The 17,901-nt window shown below is 62.6% G+C and carries 15 protein-coding genes; 2 read left to right on the top strand and 13 right to left on the bottom strand.

Annotated elements, in window-relative coordinates:
• Window positions 1–220: 220 nt before the first annotated feature.
• Window positions 221–4,222, top strand: coding sequence for a dermonecrotic toxin domain-containing protein (locus FGE05_RS16420; RefSeq protein WP_139646548.1), 4,002 nt, complete (start codon window positions 221–223; stop codon window positions 4,220–4,222).
• 129 nt (window positions 4,223–4,351) lie between these two features.
• Here the strand turns inward: FGE05_RS16420 and FGE05_RS16415 are convergent, their stop codons facing one another.
• Window positions 4,352–5,266, bottom strand: a complete 915-nt coding sequence (locus FGE05_RS16415; protein ID WP_139646546.1) for a LysR family transcriptional regulator — start codon at window positions 5,264–5,266, stop codon at window positions 4,352–4,354.
• Between the two features lie 120 nt (window positions 5,267–5,386).
• On the opposite strand from FGE05_RS16415, the gene FGE05_RS16410 reads away from it, so the two are divergent.
• Window positions 5,387–6,664 (top strand): MFS transporter, encoded by a 1,278-nt coding sequence (locus FGE05_RS16410; protein ID WP_139646544.1) that lies wholly within the window; start codon window positions 5,387–5,389, stop codon window positions 6,662–6,664.
• A gap of 153 nt (window positions 6,665–6,817) precedes the next feature.
• Here FGE05_RS16410 and gspM read toward each other — a convergent pair whose 3' ends face one another.
• The 12 genes from gspM to gbpA form a co-directional block, all read right to left on the bottom strand.
• Window positions 6,818–7,273: a type II secretion system protein GspM gene (gene gspM / locus FGE05_RS16405; protein ID WP_139646542.1), complete on the bottom strand. Its 456-nt coding sequence runs from the start codon at window positions 7,271–7,273 to the stop codon at window positions 6,818–6,820.
• Window positions 7,273–8,376: a type II secretion system protein GspL gene (gspL, locus tag FGE05_RS16400; protein ID WP_139646540.1), complete on the bottom strand. Its 1,104-nt coding sequence runs from the start codon at window positions 8,374–8,376 to the stop codon at window positions 7,273–7,275. The genes gspM and gspL overlap by 1 nt, the downstream gene beginning before the upstream one ends.
• On the bottom strand, window positions 8,376–9,221 hold the full coding sequence (locus tag FGE05_RS16395; protein WP_139646538.1) for a type II secretion system protein GspK: 846 nt from the start codon (window positions 9,219–9,221) through the stop codon (window positions 8,376–8,378). Before FGE05_RS16395 ends, gspL begins: the two co-directional genes overlap by 1 nt.
• The gene (locus tag FGE05_RS16390) at window positions 9,218–9,751 is read right to left on the bottom strand and encodes a type II secretion system protein GspJ (protein WP_139646536.1); all 534 of its coding nucleotides are present in this window, start codon (window positions 9,749–9,751) and stop codon (window positions 9,218–9,220) included. The genes FGE05_RS16395 and FGE05_RS16390 overlap by 4 nt, the downstream gene beginning before the upstream one ends.
• Window positions 9,744–10,127, bottom strand: a complete 384-nt coding sequence (gene gspI, locus FGE05_RS16385; RefSeq protein ID WP_139646534.1) for a type II secretion system minor pseudopilin GspI — start codon at window positions 10,125–10,127, stop codon at window positions 9,744–9,746. The genes FGE05_RS16390 and gspI overlap by 8 nt, the downstream gene beginning before the upstream one ends.
• Window positions 10,120–10,587: a type II secretion system minor pseudopilin GspH gene (gene gspH, locus FGE05_RS16380; RefSeq protein WP_139646532.1), complete on the bottom strand. Its 468-nt coding sequence runs from the start codon at window positions 10,585–10,587 to the stop codon at window positions 10,120–10,122. The genes gspI and gspH overlap by 8 nt, the downstream gene beginning before the upstream one ends.
• A gap of 2 nt (window positions 10,588–10,589) precedes the next feature.
• Window positions 10,590–11,045, bottom strand: coding sequence for a type II secretion system major pseudopilin GspG (gene gspG, locus FGE05_RS16375; RefSeq protein WP_055136905.1), 456 nt, complete (start codon window positions 11,043–11,045; stop codon window positions 10,590–10,592).
• A 3-nt stretch (window positions 11,046–11,048) separates the two neighbouring features.
• Window positions 11,049–12,257, bottom strand: a complete 1,209-nt coding sequence (gspF, locus tag FGE05_RS16370; RefSeq protein WP_139646530.1) for a type II secretion system inner membrane protein GspF — start codon at window positions 12,255–12,257, stop codon at window positions 11,049–11,051.
• Window positions 12,258–12,261: 4 nt separating this feature from the next.
• Entirely contained in the window at window positions 12,262–13,734 is a 1,473-nt protein-coding gene (gene gspE, locus FGE05_RS16365) for a type II secretion system ATPase GspE (RefSeq protein ID WP_139646528.1), read from the bottom strand.
• Window positions 13,731–15,647: a type II secretion system secretin GspD gene (gspD, locus tag FGE05_RS16360; protein ID WP_176563014.1), complete on the bottom strand. Its 1,917-nt coding sequence runs from the start codon at window positions 15,645–15,647 to the stop codon at window positions 13,731–13,733. Before gspD ends, gspE begins: the two co-directional genes overlap by 4 nt.
• An 8-nt stretch (window positions 15,648–15,655) precedes the next feature.
• The gene (locus FGE05_RS16355) at window positions 15,656–16,171 is read right to left on the bottom strand and encodes a type II secretion system protein N (RefSeq protein ID WP_139646524.1); all 516 of its coding nucleotides are present in this window, start codon (window positions 16,169–16,171) and stop codon (window positions 15,656–15,658) included.
• Between the two features lie 66 nt (window positions 16,172–16,237).
• Window positions 16,238–17,704 (bottom strand): N-acetylglucosamine-binding protein GbpA, encoded by a 1,467-nt coding sequence (gbpA, locus tag FGE05_RS16350; protein ID WP_139646522.1) that lies wholly within the window; start codon window positions 17,702–17,704, stop codon window positions 16,238–16,240.
• Between the last annotated feature and the right edge of the window lie 197 nt (window positions 17,705–17,901).

Genomic DNA, 17,901 nt, shown 5'->3' with positions numbered 1-17,901 from the left:
GTTACAACAACGTCAGGCTCCATAGCTACAACGACTATCGGTCGCCGGTAGCTATGGAGAAACTGGCGGCGTGAAACCTTAACTGGTGTCCAGAATTACTTGACCAGTTCACTGTCCCTCCTACCCCGCCCGACACCGCCACGTGCGGTATCTATCTACCACCCAGTCATCGTCCATCTTCAATAGGTTGTTCTTCCGAAAACGTTCTCAGGAAGAGCACATGTTGGAAAACACCCCCTCACGGACTGATAGCCCGACAAACCCGAGTACCCCACTGATCAGCCTGCTGGAAACCTCGCAGCAACGGATGATCCGCCTGAACGACGCCGTCCCACGTGCCTCGAAGGTGCTGGCAAGGTATCTGGATAATGAATTTCGCAGCGCCTTCCCCGCCCTGTCCGGCAACCTCACTGCCAAAGACATCTTCGTATGCAGACAAAAGGACGGGGCCAAGACCACGGTGCGCCTCGACACGCTTTTTGTTCAGGCGATCGCGGGTCGGTTGGATACGCAGGCGTTCTTCGACGAGTCGAGCAACATAGACTTCGTCACTGATCAGTATTACGCCGCGCCTACGCCCGCAGCCCTGGAGAACCTCAAGCGCCTGATCAGCATCACGCCCGACTCGTGCACACAACTGTTGACCCAGGCATTGGACGACTTCTGGGCCGAACCCACCGATTTCAGTCAGGGTCGTAGCGTCAGCATCTGGCTGGCCGATGAATGGGCCGTACAGCTCAAGGCCCAGGCGGACCTCCACAAGCTGGACGGCACGTTGCGCCCGGCGATGCACAAGGCCTTGGTGGAGCGCGCCTTGTTGGCGCCAGACGCGGCGTCTCGTGGGCAATTCCCGGAATACCAGCGGCCCGGCGTCCATAGCCTGAGCCTGATCCCGCCAGGGTGGGCTGTCAGCGTGCCAGTTCCCATGGCCGTGGTGCTGACCCAACATGACAACGTCAGCGAGTCGGGTGGCGCGGTGCTGTACCGCCCGGGCGAACCGCTGCACATTCACGAGGACCTTGCAGCACTCAAGGCCAGCCTGCTGGAAGACGGCGAACCCGGAGGCGAGATCGAAACGGCACCGATTGCCGAGCACTTTCTCGTCCGCCTGGTCAGCGAACTGCGGACGGCGCAAAGGAACTCCGTCGGCAACGTTTTTCTCAATGGCCCCGCAGCAGCGGAGGAGATCGACGCCTGGATGAGCAGGCTGGATGCAATGGCGGAATTGGGCAATCGACTGGATCTGGCTGCCGCCCTCGATGAACGTGAACTGCGGCTTAGCCTGAAAAAACTTGATGACTGGTTGCACGCCAACCCCCACGTCACCGGTGGCGACCGTCTGGCGTGGTGGGAGGCGACCCAGGCGGTGCAGACAACCCTGGTGGAAACGGTCCCGGCACCAGACCCCGTGACGCTGGCCACCCCGGATGCCCTGCATGCCCGGACCCGCACCTTGTTGGCCGGTGTCATCCGCGAGAAATACCCGCCGGTCGATCCTGAAGACGTGTCACTGAGCATCAGGAAGCAATTGGTCGATCCACATGCCCCCACGGGCGGGTCACCGTTTGGGTCCGGGATATCCCAAGGCAGCGTCAGAGGGATCATCGACGACCGCCGCTCCCTGACAGAGTGGGCGATGTCCAACCTGACCCTGGATGAACGCAATGCCCCTCGGCCCGCCATAGAAGGGCCGCTGAGTTTCGCGCAGATTGTCGAGGTCATCGAAAGGGCCAATGTCGGCGCCCGGTTGCCGACCGAGCTGCAAGTTGTAGCCCGGCAAACCCAGGCGCAATGGATGGCCTTGAAAGCACAACAGATGCGAGCCCAGGTTTGGGCCGCCCATATCTCCGGCGACCTGAGACTCGACCGTGACAATACCGGGCTGAAACTGGTACTGGCGGCACTGGACAGCCCCGTGGCGGCAGGACGCGTCAAGGTTGGCGGGCACGAAGTGGTGGTCCGTCAACTGCACTGGGGCAATAGCGTACTGAAAGAAATACTGGCGTTTGGGGTCAAGGCCCTGGCGAGCCGCCCCTCGCTGACGCTGTACACACCAGGGGCACCGGACGGCAAAACGTTTCGCGACGTGGATGCGGCCAGCAGCCGAACCTTGGAAGCCGCCCTGGTGCAGACCCTCACCGCCACACCGCAGATGGCTCGCTGGCTGATCTCGCACCTGCCGCTGCTGGAACAGGCCGAGCAGCTAGCCAGCCTGGTGCCGATGTCGGAGGACCTGACGTTCGAGGAGAAGATCAGGAAGGTCACGCGTTCCGTCTTCGCCTGGACCAAGGACCGGGCACAAAATGACTTCGCAAAGAAAATCGCCTCGCCGGTGGTGGAAGCGGACCTGTTCAAGGTGCTGCACGAAACGCAGATCACCCACGGGATGAAAACCGCGGAAATGCTCACGGTGTCCAATGCCGAGCGCGACAGCGCGTCCGCACAGGAAGGGCGCCGAAACGCCGTCATGCTGCTCACGGGCGCCATGTCGATGTTCCCGGTGGGCCGGTTGGGCGGCATATTGGGCCGTGCGATCCTGCCGACCATGGCGGGCGGTGCCGCGGTATCCGCGATCGATGAAGAGGGCGGCAGCGTCCGTCAATGGGCCACCGATTTCATCGGCGGGTTGGGAGAGGTCATCGCCGAAGCCGGGCAGGACCTGATCATGGCCCGCGCGGGACGCCGTCGGAAACAGGCACGCCCGGCCCTGTCCTCCCTCCCCCGCATGCCGGATCCAGAGCTGGAACACTATCGGCTCAAAGGCTTCAACGGGCATGGGTTGATCACCGAGGGACGCCACCGGTACAGGGGCGCCGACGGGCAGGGTTACCTGAAGCTTGGGAACGGCTATTACAAAACGGCGATCCAGGCTGGCGAACGGATCATCTACGCGCCGGACAACCGCTCGAACCAGCGAACGGTCACGTGGGAAAATGACCACTGGCGCATTGAGGAGCGACATCGGTTACACGGAGGTGGCGCGCTCCAGAGCCTGTTCAGTCGCCCCCCGGAAACCCCACGACAACGCACCTGCGATGCCTTGGTGGAGGGCGTGCTGGTGATGAACCGCTACCCCTCCTATGAAGCGATCAGCACCGCAAAAGCCATCTTCGACTCCATGCCTGAAGCGCTGTCCGAACGCATACTGCGCGAGAGCATGGCGGATGTCGGTGCGGCCGACATCAACGCTTACCGCGCACGAATAGATGACTTGACCCGGGGGCGGGGCGACTTGTCCAGGCGCAAAGCCATTCAGATGCAACTACTGGACAAAATGAATACATGGAGCATCGTCCTCCTCAGTAGTCGAGACATCGAAGCAAACGTGTCCAACATTGACCTGAGCGAGACCCAGAAAATAAAAATATACGACACGATACTCGCGCACAGAAACATGTTCTTTACCGAAGACCGGATCAAGGTCAACACAACGGTTATAACGGACAACATTACCGGCGCGGTATTCATGGCCTTCACCTTCCCAGGCGGGAGGAAGAAGGCGGCCATGAACAAAATAGCCAAGGACACTCGGGACATGTTGGATGCCGTGGAAGCCAGACTGGATGCCACGACGCAGGCGCGATTCCCCGGAAATGATCCGGAAACAAAGGCAGCCCGGGAAAAATACACGGCCTCGGAGGAATACTATAACGAGTTGATTACAGCCCTGCGGGAAGAGAAGCTGCGCAGGCACAAACCCGGACTGCTGACGGAAATCAGAAACAATCGAGTGCCCTATATCATTGCCAACAAAGGGCGGACACAACGCAACGTCATGCTGCTCACTGGGGAAGACATCACGGACTTCAGCCGTACACTGGCCAACTACGAACCGTTCGATATCGAGATCGTGACCCAGGCTCGAACCCACAAAGTGGAAGGGACACCGTCCACCGTCACCCCTGCGGTTCTACCCACTCCATCGCCGGCACCGGACAGGTTCACCGTCACCACCAGCCCATTGGCCGAAGCCCAGATGTCCTACGCCAGCTTCTCAGAGGCGGCGAAAACCAGGGTCCGAGTCATCACCGAAGATATTCGCGCGGGAAGGGTAACCACCAAGAAGAGCAACCGATATTACTGGTACACCATGGCCCAACTGACCCCGGGCGGTGGCAAAGGCGCATGGCGCGCCGCGTTTGAACGCGAGGGCGATAGCTGGATACTCCGAGGGTTCTACGACTACCACGCCAATGGCCCTGCGACGGTTTGGGAAGGCTAAGAAAAAAGGGCGCCGAGAGGCGTAATGCCAGTCAGTTAAGGATCAAACAGCACAAACTCTGTGGGAGCAAAGCTTGCTCCCACAGAGTTGTGGCTTAACTGATCGGCATTAGCCCAAAGGCGGCCTCTTTCAAGCCGTCCTTTCAGAACCAGAAATACCGGTATTTTTAGCCAATAACTCCACAAACGCCTTCGCCATCGGCGAACGCTGGTCCTTACGCTGCACCAACCACACCGCCGACACCGCCGCCGGGTCGAGCAATGGCCGGTAGACCACGCCATCGACCCGTATCCGCTGGTAAGACGCCGGCAATACCGAAACCCCCAGCCCTGCCGCCACCAGGCCGATGATGGTCATGGCTTCGCCGGCTTCCTGGGCAAAGTGGGGGCTGAAGCCGGCGTCACGGGCCAGGCTCAGCAGTTGTGCATAGAGGCCACTGCCGTAGCTACGGGGGAAGAACACGAACGGCTCCTGGGCCAGTGCCGAGAGAAACAATCCCTCGTCACTGCTCTGGGCCAGCGGGTGCTTGGCACTGAGCACCGCCACCAGCGGTTCGCGGCTCAGCTCGATTTCGCTCAAGGCATCGGGCAGCGGCAGGGGCCGCATGATGCCGATCTCGATCGTTTCGTCCAGCAACGCATCGGCCACCTGGGTACTGCTCATCTCCCGCAGGTTCAAGTGCACGGCCGGGAACCGCTGGCGAAACGAAAAGATCGCCTGGGGAATGGTGGAGTTGAACGGCGCCGAAGAGGTGAAGCCGATCTTCAGTTCACCCAGTTCCCCTTGTTGGGCGCGACGCGCCACGTCGGCGGCCTTGTCGACCTGGGCCAGTACCCGCCGCGCCTCTTCGAGGAACAGCCGCCCGGCTTCGCTCAACTCGACCCGACGATTGGTGCGTTCGAACAAGCGCGCGCCGATCTCCTGCTCCAGCGCCTGGATCTGCTGGCTCAGGGGCGGCTGGGAAATACCCAAAGCCAGCGCGGCGCGGCCGAAATGCAGTTCCTCGGCCACGGCGATGAAGTAACGCAAGTGACGCAGTTCCATGGGCCATCCAATAGGTCGCTAAACGTCTTAAACAGGTCGAACAATATATTGGATAGAAACGTTAGTCAGCTATATGCTTTTTTTCATTGCCTGCCTGATCGTGCTCTTGCGAGGTCCATCGTGAAAACTGCTGTCGCGCCACTGGCCCATGAAATCCCCTCCCGCGTGCAGGACGCCGTCGTTACCGAATTGAAGGACATCTACATAGAAAAAGGCACGCCGATGTTCATGCGCACGGTACTGGCGCTGTTCTGCGGTGGCTTCGCAACCTTTGCCCTGTTGTATTGCGTGCAGCCGATGATGCCATTGCTGTCCAGGGAATTTTCCGTCAATGCGGCGCAAAGCAGCCTGATCCTGTCGGTGGCGACCGGCCTGCTCGCCGTCGGCCTGTTGATCACCGGGCCGATTTCCGACCGCATCGGCCGCAAGTCGGTGATGGTCACCGCACTGTTCGCCGCCGCACTGTGCACCGTGGCCAGCGCCATGATGCCGACCTGGCATGGCGTACTGCTGCTCCGGGCCCTGGTGGGGCTGTCGTTGAGCGGATTGGCCGCCGTCGCGATGACCTACCTGAGTGAAGAGATCCATCCCAAGCACATCGGCCTGGCGATGGGACTGTACATCGCCGGCAACGCCATCGGTGGCATGTGCGGGCGCTTGATCACCGGCGTGCTGATCGACTTTGTCAGCTGGCACACCGCGATGCTGGTGATTGGCGGCCTGGCCCTGATCGCCGCGGCGGTGTTCTGGAGGATCCTGCCCGAGTCGCGCAATTTCCGCCCACGCTCACTGCATCCACGCAGCTTGCTGGACGGCTTCACCCGGCACTTTCGCGATGCTGGCTTGCCGTTGCTGTTTCTCGAAGCCTTCGTGCTGATGGGCGCCTTCGTGACGCTGTTCAACTACATCGGCTACCGCCTGCTGGCCGAGCCTTATCACCTGGATCAGGCCTTCGTTGGCCTGCTGTCGGTGGTGTACTTGTCGGGCATCTACAGCTCGGCCAAAGTCGGCGCACTGGCGGACAAGCTCGGCCGACGCAAGATGCTCTGGGCCACCATTGCCTTGATGCTGGCCGGTCTCGCACTGACCATGGCGACGCCCCTGACGCTGGTGATCCCTGGCATGCTGGTCTTCACGTTCGGCTTCTTCGGGGCCCACTCGGTCGCCAGCAGTTGGATCGGCCGCCGTGCCCTCACCGCCAAGGGCCAGGCATCATCGCTTTATCTGTTCAGCTATTACGCCGGTTCGAGCGTGGCCGGCACCGCCGGCGGCGTGGCCTGGCACCTGGGTGGATGGAACGGTGTCGGCCTGTTCATTGGCGCGCTGCTGCTGGTGGCGTTGTCGGTGGCGGTAAAACTGGCGAAATTGCCGGTGTTGCCAGGAAACATGCCGGTCTGAACACCACCTGTGGGAGTAAAGCTTGCTCGCGATTGCGGTAAGTCAGCCAGCAACAATGTCGGTTGGTCTGCCCCATCGCGAGCAAGCTTCGCTCCCACAGGGTTTGCGCCGTTTGATTTCCAACTGACTGGCATCAGGCACATGTCCAGCTAATCACTGACGCAACACCACCCGCGCTTCCAACATCCCATCGCGCGCTTCCAAGGCCAACGATCGCACAGCCGCACCGTCCCGTTCGTGGCGATCCAGCCAATGGAGCAGCGGATTGGCATCGCCAGTGACGGTGAGCCGTAACGAATCGCCCTCGATCTCCATCTCGACTATTTCCAAGCCCGCCGCTGTCGCACTGTCGTTGACCCGCACCGACAACGGGCGCAGAGCGGTGCTCGTATCCCGGTCGGGTTCGGCGCGCTGGATCCGTGCATTCAATTGTGCCTGTTGGCGATACTGCCGCTCAGCTATCTCCAGGCGTTGGCGGGTAGGTTGCCAGATCGAGGCATAACCCACCCCCACCAGAACCACCCCGGCGAGGCCCAGCAACAACCGTTGCTCGCGGCCAGACATGCTTGCCCAGGCCTGCTTCAGGCGCGTCCATCCACTGAGACTCATCAACTGTCCTCCAGGGTGAGGGTCGCCTGTACCCGGTTGTTCTGCTTGCTGGCGCTGCCCAAGGTAATGGGCAGGCCGTTTTGCTGCCCGCGTTCACGCAGTTGCTCAAGCTCGATGAAGCTGTTGGCGGTCAGTTGGATTTTCCAGCCTTCGTGCTCTCGGTACTCGATCTGCTGCACCGCGACATGACTGGCGCCAACCACCTGTTCAGTCAGGCGGGCCAACCGACCGACCTGGGTGACCTGGTTTTGACCGCGACGCTGCTGCAATGCCTGGAACTGCGCCGCCAGGTCAACGCTGGGATCCTGCCCGGGATAGAGCGACCTGAATTGCTGCTCGCCTTGCGCATACAGGCGACGGGTTTCATTGTGCAGAAAACCGATGCGGGCTTCATCGAACGCCCAGGTCAGCGCAAACATGCCCAGCACGGCCATCGCCGAACCGCGCCAGGGTAGACGCTGACGCCGCCGCCGGAATTCACCCTGCAACAGGTTGATGGGATGTCCCTCGGTGCTCAGCAACCACTCGTCGATGCCGGGACGGTCAGTCGCCTCGTCCAGCCAGTGGATGTCCCCGGACAGATTCGGCTTAAGCGTTGCCAAGGCTTGGACCGACAGCGCCATCCGCGCCGGTAGCGCTCCACCCAGCAGCCAGCGACCGAACCAGCGCACCCCGAAAGCCTTGTCCTCAGCGATCAGCTCAGCATCGACATGGATCGCCCGGGCATCAATGCCATGGGCGTCGAGCAACGCCAGCAGAGTCTGGAATCGGGCCCGCTGAATCACCAGCAGCGGATAGCGCTGCTGACGGTCCCGTAAACCGATGCCGATGTGCAGCGCCTCCAGGCTCTCGCTCAGTTGCTCTTCGATAGCGAATGCCAGGGCCTGGGGTCGGGGTTGGCGTCGAGAGGGCCAGGGATCGCTACGCATCCAGCTGCACATTTCCATCGGCAACAGCACATCGACGACCCGCCCGCTCAACTCGCGAGCGGCTTCGTGCAAAGGCAGGCAGCGGCGTTCACCCGAGGGCGACCACACACAGCAACGCCAATTGGCGCACGGGGCACCCATGCCTTCGGCGGTCAGGTAAAGCCAGGTTTTCATCAAGGAAGCTCACTGGGGCTGATGGGTAAAAAACGACGCTGGCGAACACTCCAGAGGCCAGTCACCGGATCACGTTCGATGTCCGAGGCCAGGCGCAGGTGGCGGTTCGCTTGAGTCACGTTCACGGTGATCCGGAACCAGCGGCTGCTCACGCCCAGGCCATGGCTGCTCAGGCCCAGGCCGGACAACAATGGGTCGCCAGTGAACGCCTGGACACTGGCGTAGGGGGTGTCGGCACGCCGCGCTATCACGGCGTCTGCAACGCCGCCGTCCATGCCGTCCAAGGCCATCAGGACACGCTGCGGTGCGGTGTTGATATTCAGTTGCGCGTCCATGGGCAGCACTGCCACCCACGGTTCCAGGCGTTGCAGGGTCTGACCGTCGATACCGGGCAACAGACGCAGCTGACTCAGCTCCTGGACGGCTCCGACCTGGGGCAACGACAGCGCCGGTAAATCCAGCAGGGTGAGCAACCGGGCCCACCGTCCCAAGGTCACTTGATCGATCTGCCCGCGGACCAACAATGGATTGAGGTTCAGACGCCCGGACAGGTCTTCGATATCAACGTCGATTCCGGTGTCATCCAGCGCCAGGGCAAGCGCCAGCCGGGCCCAGTCCTGGCTCAGGTCGACGGGCCCGGCCTGGGTGTCCACGCTGTCTTCCAGCACGGCGCGCGCCCAGGCCTCGGCGGCCAGGCCCAATTGGCGCAATTGGACCTGTTGCAGCTGCTGCGCGCTGCTGTGCAACAACAGGCGATGGCTGCGCAACATTCCACCGACCAGCAACAACGCCAGGCTCAACACCAGCAGCATACTGATCAATGCCACCCCGCGTTGATGCGTCATGGCAACGCTCCCGGCAACAGCAGGACCCGACGGATCTGTTCGAAGCGCCCCGTCGACACGTTCAGTTCCAATGCCAGCGGCCAGCCGTCGCCCGCGGCTTCGCCGTGCCAACCCCGTTGCGATTCAAACAGGCGCCAACTCAGGCTGCGGACATCATCGAGCAGTTTCTGCCGCTGCAGGGTGGCCGTTCCCTCGCCAAAGCTGTCGCGCCACAACGCTGCACCTTCAAGCCGATAACTCACCGTCTGCCGTTCGCTGCGGGGCTGGTCCAGTGGATTGCGCCAGTGGCTGCGCTGCAATTGCAGGTGCCCCGGCGCGAGCACGACAGACCCGGCCACGGCTTGCCACGCATCGCGCTCGATCACGCCCACGGCACGCTGCAAGGCCCTGATTTCCCGCTCATGCTGACCGGCCCCTTGCTGAGTACGCACGACAGCGTCGAACAGCCGCCAACCGGCGAGGCCGAGCAACGCAAAGAGGGCGATGGCAATGACCAGTTCCAATAAGGTGAACCCCGACTGTCTATTCATGACGGTTGCGGATCCACCCGGTCACTTGGTGTAGGGCGGACGAGCCGTCGGCGCGGCTGACCTGGATCTCGACTTGAAGCAGACGCGGGTCGCGGGCCGCGGCGATACGCTGTTGCAAGGTCCAGTCGCGACGATCCATGGATCGGGTCAGGTGCTGGCGGCCCGGCGCAGCGGCGGCTTGCAGGCGCAGCTCGCTCAACTGGTTGTCGGCCAGCCAGGCGCCGAACAGGCGGTCCTCGAGCGCGACACTTTGCCTGAGCACGAACTGGCTGGCCGACAGCGCTGCCGCTGCCACCGTCGCAAAAATCGTCAGGGCGATCATGACCTCCAGCAAGGTAAATCCCTTGCAAGCGGCCGGCCTGCGCAACTCACTCATCAATCGACAGCTCCGCCAGACCATCGCTCGACACCCGCGCGATACGCTGGCCGGCGACTTTCACCAGCAACCTGAACGGGCTGATCTCATCGCTGCTGAGCATCAGCAATTGCGGTGCGCCTGGCGTCTCGTCGAGGACCCAGGCATGACCGTCCTGCTCCAGCCCCAGCGTGATGCCTTCAGGTAACCGCTGCATGGGCGCCACCGCAGTCCAATCGCCGACGTCGAGTCGCACGGCCTGATAGCCGCGAGGCTGTACTCGCACACCGTATTCCAACCCATCCAGCACCGCCCGCTCGCGCAACTGCTGCACCACACGGACGAAGTCCTGCGCTTGCTGCCGGGCCTCACGCGCCGGGCTCGGCCCGATGGCGAGGCTGACCATACCCACCAAGACCCCGATCAAGACAATGACGACCATCAGTTCAAGCAACGTGAACCCCCTGCAGCGACGGCCCATGCTCATTCGCCCCAGTTGCCGATGTCGGCCGCCGTGCCGTCACCGCCCGGCTCGCCATCGGCACCCAGCGAGTACAGGTCGTAGCTGCCATCGGCGGTCTTGAGACCAGGATTGAGATACTGATAAGGCGTGCCCCAGGGATCGATCGGCAGGCTTTTCAGATAGCCCTGTGGGTTCCAGTTTCTTGCCGCAGGTGTGCCGGACGGACGTTTACTCAGTGCATCGAGGCCCTGCCGGGTCGAGGGGTAATGGAAATTGTCGAGCCGGTACATTTCCAGCGCCGTGGAAATCGCCTGGATATCGGTGCGGGCGGCCGTGATCTTGGCTTGATCGGGACGGCTCATGAACTGCGGCACCACCATGGCGCCCAGCACGCCGATGATGACCACCACCACCATGATTTCGATCAGCGTAAAGCCGCGTTGCAGGCGTGCGGGCCGGTTGTTTTGTAGTTTCATCGATCAATTCACCAATTGGTTGAGGCTCAAGATAGGCAGGAGAATGGCCATGACGATCAGCAGCACAACGCCGCCCATCACCACCAACATGGCCGGTTCGAAAAGGCTCACCACCAGCGCAATCCGCGCCGCGAGGCTGACCTCCTGTTGTTCGGCGGCACGGGCCAACATGCGATCCAGTTCGCCGACCCGTTCACCGCTGGCGATCATGTGCAACATCAGCGGCGGAATATCGCCGCCCAGTTCCAGGCCTCGGGTCAGGGTTCCGCCCTCGCGCACCGAACGGGCAACATCGGCCATGCGGGCACGGATGGTCAGGTTGCCGATGACCTGCGCGGCGATGTGCAGGGCCTCGACCAGGGGCACGGCGCTTTGGCTCAGAATCGCCAGGGTGCTGGCGAATCGGGCGGCTTCCATCGCCCGCAAAACGTCGCCTAATAGCGGCAGCCTGAGCAGCAGGCGATGCCAGCGCAGGCGCCACAGCGGCTGGCGCAGGCTCCAGCGCCACAGCCCGAGCCCACCGGCCAGGACCACGAGCATCAGCGCCCCATAGCGGCGCACCCCATCGCTCACCGCGATCAGCGCCTGGGTGAGCCAGGGCAACCGCTGGCCACTGTCGATGAAAATCTTCACCACATCCGGCACCACATAGCCCAGCAGGAAAGCGACAATCGCAACGCAGGCCAGCAGCAGGATCAGCGGGTACACCAGCGCCAATTGAATGCGTTGGCGAGACGCCTGACGCGCCTGGGTGTAAGTCGCCAGTTGCTCCAGCACCTGGCCAAGGTGACCGGACTGTTCGCCCGCCGCGACGGTGGCGCAGAACAGTTCGGGGAATGCCTGGGGAAACGCTTTCAGGGCCGTGGCCAATGCGTGACCTTCCATGACCCGAGTGCGCACCGCTGACAGCAGGTGGACGACGCGACGTTTCTGGCTCTGTTGCGCCACGGCCCGCAGGGATTCTTCGAGGGGGAGCCCAGCCTGGATCAGCGTGGAGAGCTGCAACGTCAACAAGGCCAGGTCGGCCGGACTCAGGCGCCCCCCGACGAAGCGGGCACCCAGGGTGGCTTGCGCCTCGCCCTCGCGCAGCTCCCAAGGCAGCAATCCGCGTTCGCGCAATAACTGACGGGCATGACGGGCGCTGTCGGCCTCCACGCGCCCCTTGCAGCGCCGCCCTTGGGCGTCTTCGGCCCGATAGTCGAAAGTCGGCATCGCACTAATCCTCCTGGGTGATGCGCAGCAGTTCATCGACACTGGTCAGGCCTTCCAGGACCCGCTGACGCCCGTCCTGGAACAGGCTGCGAGAGGTCTTGCGCGCCTCGAACGCCAGCACCTGTTCAGTAGCCCCCTGATGAATCAGTTGCGACAGCGGGCTGCTGACACTGACCAGCTCATAAATGCCGAAACGCCCGCGGTAACCTGCCTGGCATTCATCGCACCCCCGGGCCCTGAACAGCCGGGGCCCGACATCGGCCTCGAGCCCGAGCCGCCGACAGGTGGCGGCGTCGGCTACATAGGAGGTCTTGCAGGACGGACACAGGGCCCGCAACAACCTTTGCGCGACGATGCCGGCCAGGGACGAGGCCAGCAGATAGGCATCCACGCCCATGTCCACCAACCGCGTGATCGCGCCGACGGCGCTGTTGGTATGCAGGGTCGACAACACCAGGTGACCGGTCAGGGAGGCCTGGACTGCGATTTCCGCCGTCTCGCGATCACGGATCTCGCCCACCATCACCACGTCCGGGTCCTGGCGCAAAATGGCTCGCAAGCCACGGGCGAAGGTCATGTCGACCTTCGGGTTGACCGGCATCTGGCCGATGCCCGGCAAGTGATATTCGATCGGGTCTTCGACGGTGAGGATGTTGCGGCTCTGGTCGTTGAGGCTGCTGAGCGCCGCGTACAGGCTGGTGGTTTTCCCCGAGCCCGTGGGGCCGGTCACCAACACGATACCGTGGGGTTTGGCGAGCAACCGACGCAGGCTCGCCAGGGTGTCGTCCGGCAGGCCCAGACGCGGCAGATCCAGGCGCCCGGCCTGCTTGTCGAGCAGGCGCAACACCACTCGCTCGCCATGGGCCGACGGCAGGGTCGAGACCCGTACATCGACCTCATGCCCGGCCAGCCGCAACGCCATCCGACCGTCTTGGGGGACTCGTTTTTCAGCGATATCCAGGTGTGCCATGACCTTGATCCGCGATACCAGCAGGCTGGCCAGCTCACGGCGTGGACGCAGCATTTCCCGCAGTTGGCCGTCGACCCGCATGCGGACCGACAGGTATTGCTCGTACGTTTCCAGGTGCACGTCCGACGCCTGTTCGCGCACCGCTTCGCTGAGCAACGCGTTGATCAACCGGATGATCGGCGCATCGCCCTGCTGCTCCAGCAAGTCGGCGGTCTGTGGCAGTTGATCGGCCAGGCTGAGCAAGTCCAGCTCCTCGTCCAGACCCTGAGCCACCTGTTCGGCCGCGCTCTGGCCCTGGCGATAGACACAGGCCAGACGCGTTGCGAATTGCGCCGGCTCCAGCACCTGGATCGGCAGTTCCCGGCCACATAGGCGACGAACCTCCGCCAGCGCAGTCAGCGGCGCATCGCAGCGCATCACCAGGCTCACGGCAGCCCCTTCGCCGTCCAGCAGCACACCGTGGCGCCGGGCAAAACCGAAGGGCAACGGGGCCAGGGACTCGTTCACAGGTCACCTCGATTCTGCGGCAACGGATCTGCCGACGACGCCTCCAGGGAAGGCTCGAACAACTGGCGAGCGTCTCGCGGCAGCAACAGCGAATTGTTCTGCCGCGAGCCCGGCTTGCTCAGCTCCCGGAGCGCGTCGTAGCGCTGGCGGCTGACATTCGCCAGGTCTTCCTTGCCGCGCACGATGGTGGGCCGCAGGAACACCATCAGGTTGCTCTTGGTCTGGGTGTCGCGGGTCCAGCGAAACAGTGCGCCCAGGTACGGAATGCTGCGTAACAGCGGCACACCGCTTTCCTGGGAACGGACATCGTCGCGGATCAGGCCGCCGATCACGATGATCTCGCCGTCGTCCGCCAGGATCGTGCTCTTCAGGGCACGCTTGTTGGTGATCAGGTCCGAGGAATCCACGCCGGCAACAGACGGGGCAATGTCCGAGACTTCCTGCTGGACCTCAAGGCGCAAGGAGGAACCCTGGTTGATGTAGGGCTTGATCTTGAGGCTGATGCCGACGTCCTTGCGCTCCACCGTGGTAAAGGGATTGTCCGCGCCGCTGCTGTTGGTGGCGTAGGAGCCGGTCTTGAAAGGCACGTTCTTGCCGACAATGATCTCCGCTTCCTGGTTATCCAGAGTCAGCAGGCTGGGAGTGGAGAGCAGGTTGCTGCGGGTATTGCTCGCCAGGGCCGAGATCAGTGCACTGAAGCGATCGCCGCCCAACCGCAGGAGCACGCCATCGACGTCCTTGGGGTTCAGCTCGCCGATGATCGGCGTGTTGGTTCCCGAAAAACTGATGACCCCCGCCGCGCTGCCACTCTTGATCCCCCACTGCACCCCCAGCGCTTCGGCAATGTCTCCGGAAATTTCCACGATGGCGGCGTGGATGAGCACCTGGGCCCGGGGTTGGTCCAGCTCCCGGACGATATTTTCGATGGTGCGGACCTGGGCCGGCTCGGCGACCAACACCAGGGCATTCTGGCTTTCGTCGGCCTTGATCATGAACGTGTTGGCGGAAGCGCTTTCCCGCAGGCCAGCCTGGGCCGCTGGGGCCTTCTTGTCTTGCCCGACGCCTTCCAGCACCTCGGCCAGTTGCTTGGCATCGCTGTGGCGCAAGCGGATGACCCGTGCATTGTCCTCGGACGCGGAGGCCGGAACGTCCAGGGTCCGGGCCAGTTCGGCCAGGCGTTGGCGCACCCGTGGTGCGCCGATGATCACCAGGCGATTGCCCCGCGCGTCGGCGATCACCGAGCCTGCGGTGTCGCCCTCGCGCTTGCTGCCAGAAGCTTCCAGGATCGACGCGATATCCCCGGCCCTGGCATGACGCAACTGCACCACCACATGATTGCGGTTGTGTCCCGAGTCCAGCTGTTGCGCGACCCGGCTGATGCGCTGCACATTGGCGGCCGTGTCGGTCACCACCAGCGCGTTGGAGGAAACCGAAGGCCCGATGTAGCCACCACTCGATACCAGGGGGCGGATCAGTCCCGCAACGTCAGCGGCAATGCTCGACTGCAAGTCGATGACCCGGGTTACGAACTGTGATGGCGCTGGGTCCCTGGTCTCGCCGGCGCCGGCCCGGGTCCTGGCATCGGCGACCGGGGTGATCAGGATCCGCTCGCCTTCATCGATCACGGTGAAGTTGTGGGCATCGAGTACCGAATAGAACAACCGACGCACGCCTTCACGATCCAACGCCTCGCGGGACATGACGGAGATCCGCCCCGACACCCTGGGATCGAGCACCACGGTCTTGCCCAGGATCGCGGATATCTCTTCGACCACGTCACGCAACTCGGCATTGTTCATCGCCAGTTGCCAACGCGCCTCCTCGGCCCGTGCCATGTCGGCAAACATCAGTGGGCAGGACACGGAAAGACAGAGCAAGGCGTGGGATACACGGCTGCGGATAACGCTGTTCATGAATTCGATCACTCTGAATGCCCGGCCACCGGGCGTATGTATTGCGAGGAATGGGCTGTTGCAGGGCGCTCATCTTCGCGCCCCACCCGGTGCAGCCAGGGCTTTGCCTCTTGCTTCAGGGCCAGCCGTTCTTCACGCCCGTTGCGCCACAACGTCACATGATCGGCTTCCACCCGGCGCAGCACGCTGCCACTGGGCAAACGCTCGCCCACCCGGTAAATGCGCGCACCCGCAGCGTCAGCCAGCAACGCCCGCGACAGGCCCTGGGCGACGACAAAACTGGCTTGCAAGGTCATCGGCTCGGCGCTGGGCGCGTGGGCGCCTGCGGGTGTGAGGCCGAGCACGGTCGCCACGGCCTGGACGTTGGGCGAGCGGTCAACCGGAGCGGCCGGCGACTCGGCAACCACCGGCACTTCACGGCCCAATGCCTGGCGAAAACGCCACTCCTGCCCGGCCAGAAATACGCCATGCAGCAGCGGCACGAGCCACACCACGTGCCGTGCGAAGGAGTAATTTGAATGCATCACCGCGCTCTCGCTTGAAGACGCCGGGCAACCCCTACGGATTGCCTGGCGCCGTCCTCTCAGGACTTACAACTTTTCCCAGGCGCTTTGCCAGGAAGCACCGACACCGGGCTCGAAGCCATTCGCCGTCGGGCTGTATTGCTTGCAATAGCCGGACGCGGGGAACGGCTTGCACTCGAAGACCTCGTTGGTCTTGGGCTGCAACACCTTCGTACCGGCGCTGTATTCACCGAGGTTTTCAGGGAACACGAAATCGTATTCGACGTCTGCGCCCTCACCGGTCAGGGTGACACTGCGAGTGTCCTGGCGAGTGGTCCGCCCGTCCTCGCTGGTGCCTACCAGCGTCAGGGTGTGGGCGCCCGGGGCACTGCGCACGTCCATGCTCAGCCCGATATTGCCTTCACCTGCGGATTGGCTCACGACACCGACCGGCTTGTTCTTCTCATCGAGCAATGTGGCTTCAAGGTTCATCCGGCGGTTCGTCTGCGCCGCGAACGTCATGTTGACGCGACCCTTGTCGAGTACATATTCCGGCTGCAGGGAAGCAATCGTCATGCTGGCGCCAGCGTCTTCCTGCATGTCCAGTTGCACTTCATACCGGCTCACGCCGCTTTCTTTCTGGGCATAGAGGTTGTTGCTGCCGCGGACCGGGGTGATATTGCCCTCATCGTCGCGAATACCCGCACGAATCAGGGGATGGGCCTTGTTGATGGCTTCGGCCAGTTTGAACGACCAGTTCTCAGGCCTGCCTTCCTCGGCGGAGTCAATGCCGACAGTCACGCTGTAGGGGTGATTTTCGCCGGTGGCGGAGAACGCCCGCGCCTTGACCTTGTCCCCCACCAGCAACGGGGTCGACGACGCAATACTGCCCACCGGCGACCAACCGCCCGGCAGCGCGGCTTCGGCCAGGATGTTCACATCCGCCGGGTCGTAGAACGCATTGTCGGTGTCACCCACCGTCCAGACCGCCAGGATCACATGATGTCCCGTCTTGCTGTCGGGTATGACGCAGTTGTGCCTGGCACCCGGTTTCGGGGTCTGGTTGCCGCCATCCACCGTGCAGAACGGCGTACTGTCGAACGAAGCACGCTTGAGCGCTTCGTTCGGGTTCCAGCCATCGCGGGTAATGAAGTACTCATGCCGGGTCGCCGGGTGCACGGCGGTGTATTGCCATTGGAAGGCGATGTTGCGGTCGCGGATCTCGGTCAGCTGCCAGCGCGTGGCCGACTGCGCATCAAGGGCGGAAAACAGCGGATGCCCACCGCTGGCAATTTTTCCGTCGAAGGGTCCTTGCAGGGGAGCTCCACCCGCTCCGTTGGGGAACCCCTTGAAGGTTTCACCCGTGCTCTGGGGCTCGAATTGCGCGCCACCACAATTCTTGTTTTCACCTCTCTGGCACAACAGAGCGCGCGAAGGCGGTACTTCAAGGAAGCCATGGGCAAGCGTTCCCTGGGGCACCATCAAGGTCGACAAGAGAACTAAGGAGGAAGCACACCCCGTCAATACTGTGCTCTTGTTGAAGTTGTTTTTCATATAAGTTCCAGGCTAGTCATTCGAGATTGGGGAAGACGTATCACCGTCATCTTGAAAGGCACGCAGGAGTGCTCGGCGCCGTACCTCTCAAGCGCCGAACCTTATCGAAAACTTAAAATTTGCTATGTAGGGTAAATCTCTCTAGGTAGAAGGAAGGATCTCTGAATCCATTTTTCTTACATGACGAAAGAAATTTC

The organism is Pseudomonas sp. ICMP22404, assembly GCF_006227205.1.
Taxonomy (GTDB): Bacteria; Pseudomonadota; Gammaproteobacteria; order Pseudomonadales; family Pseudomonadaceae; genus Aquipseudomonas.
Note: the sequence above shows the minus strand (reverse complement) of the source record. Positions and strands in the feature narration are given on the sequence as shown.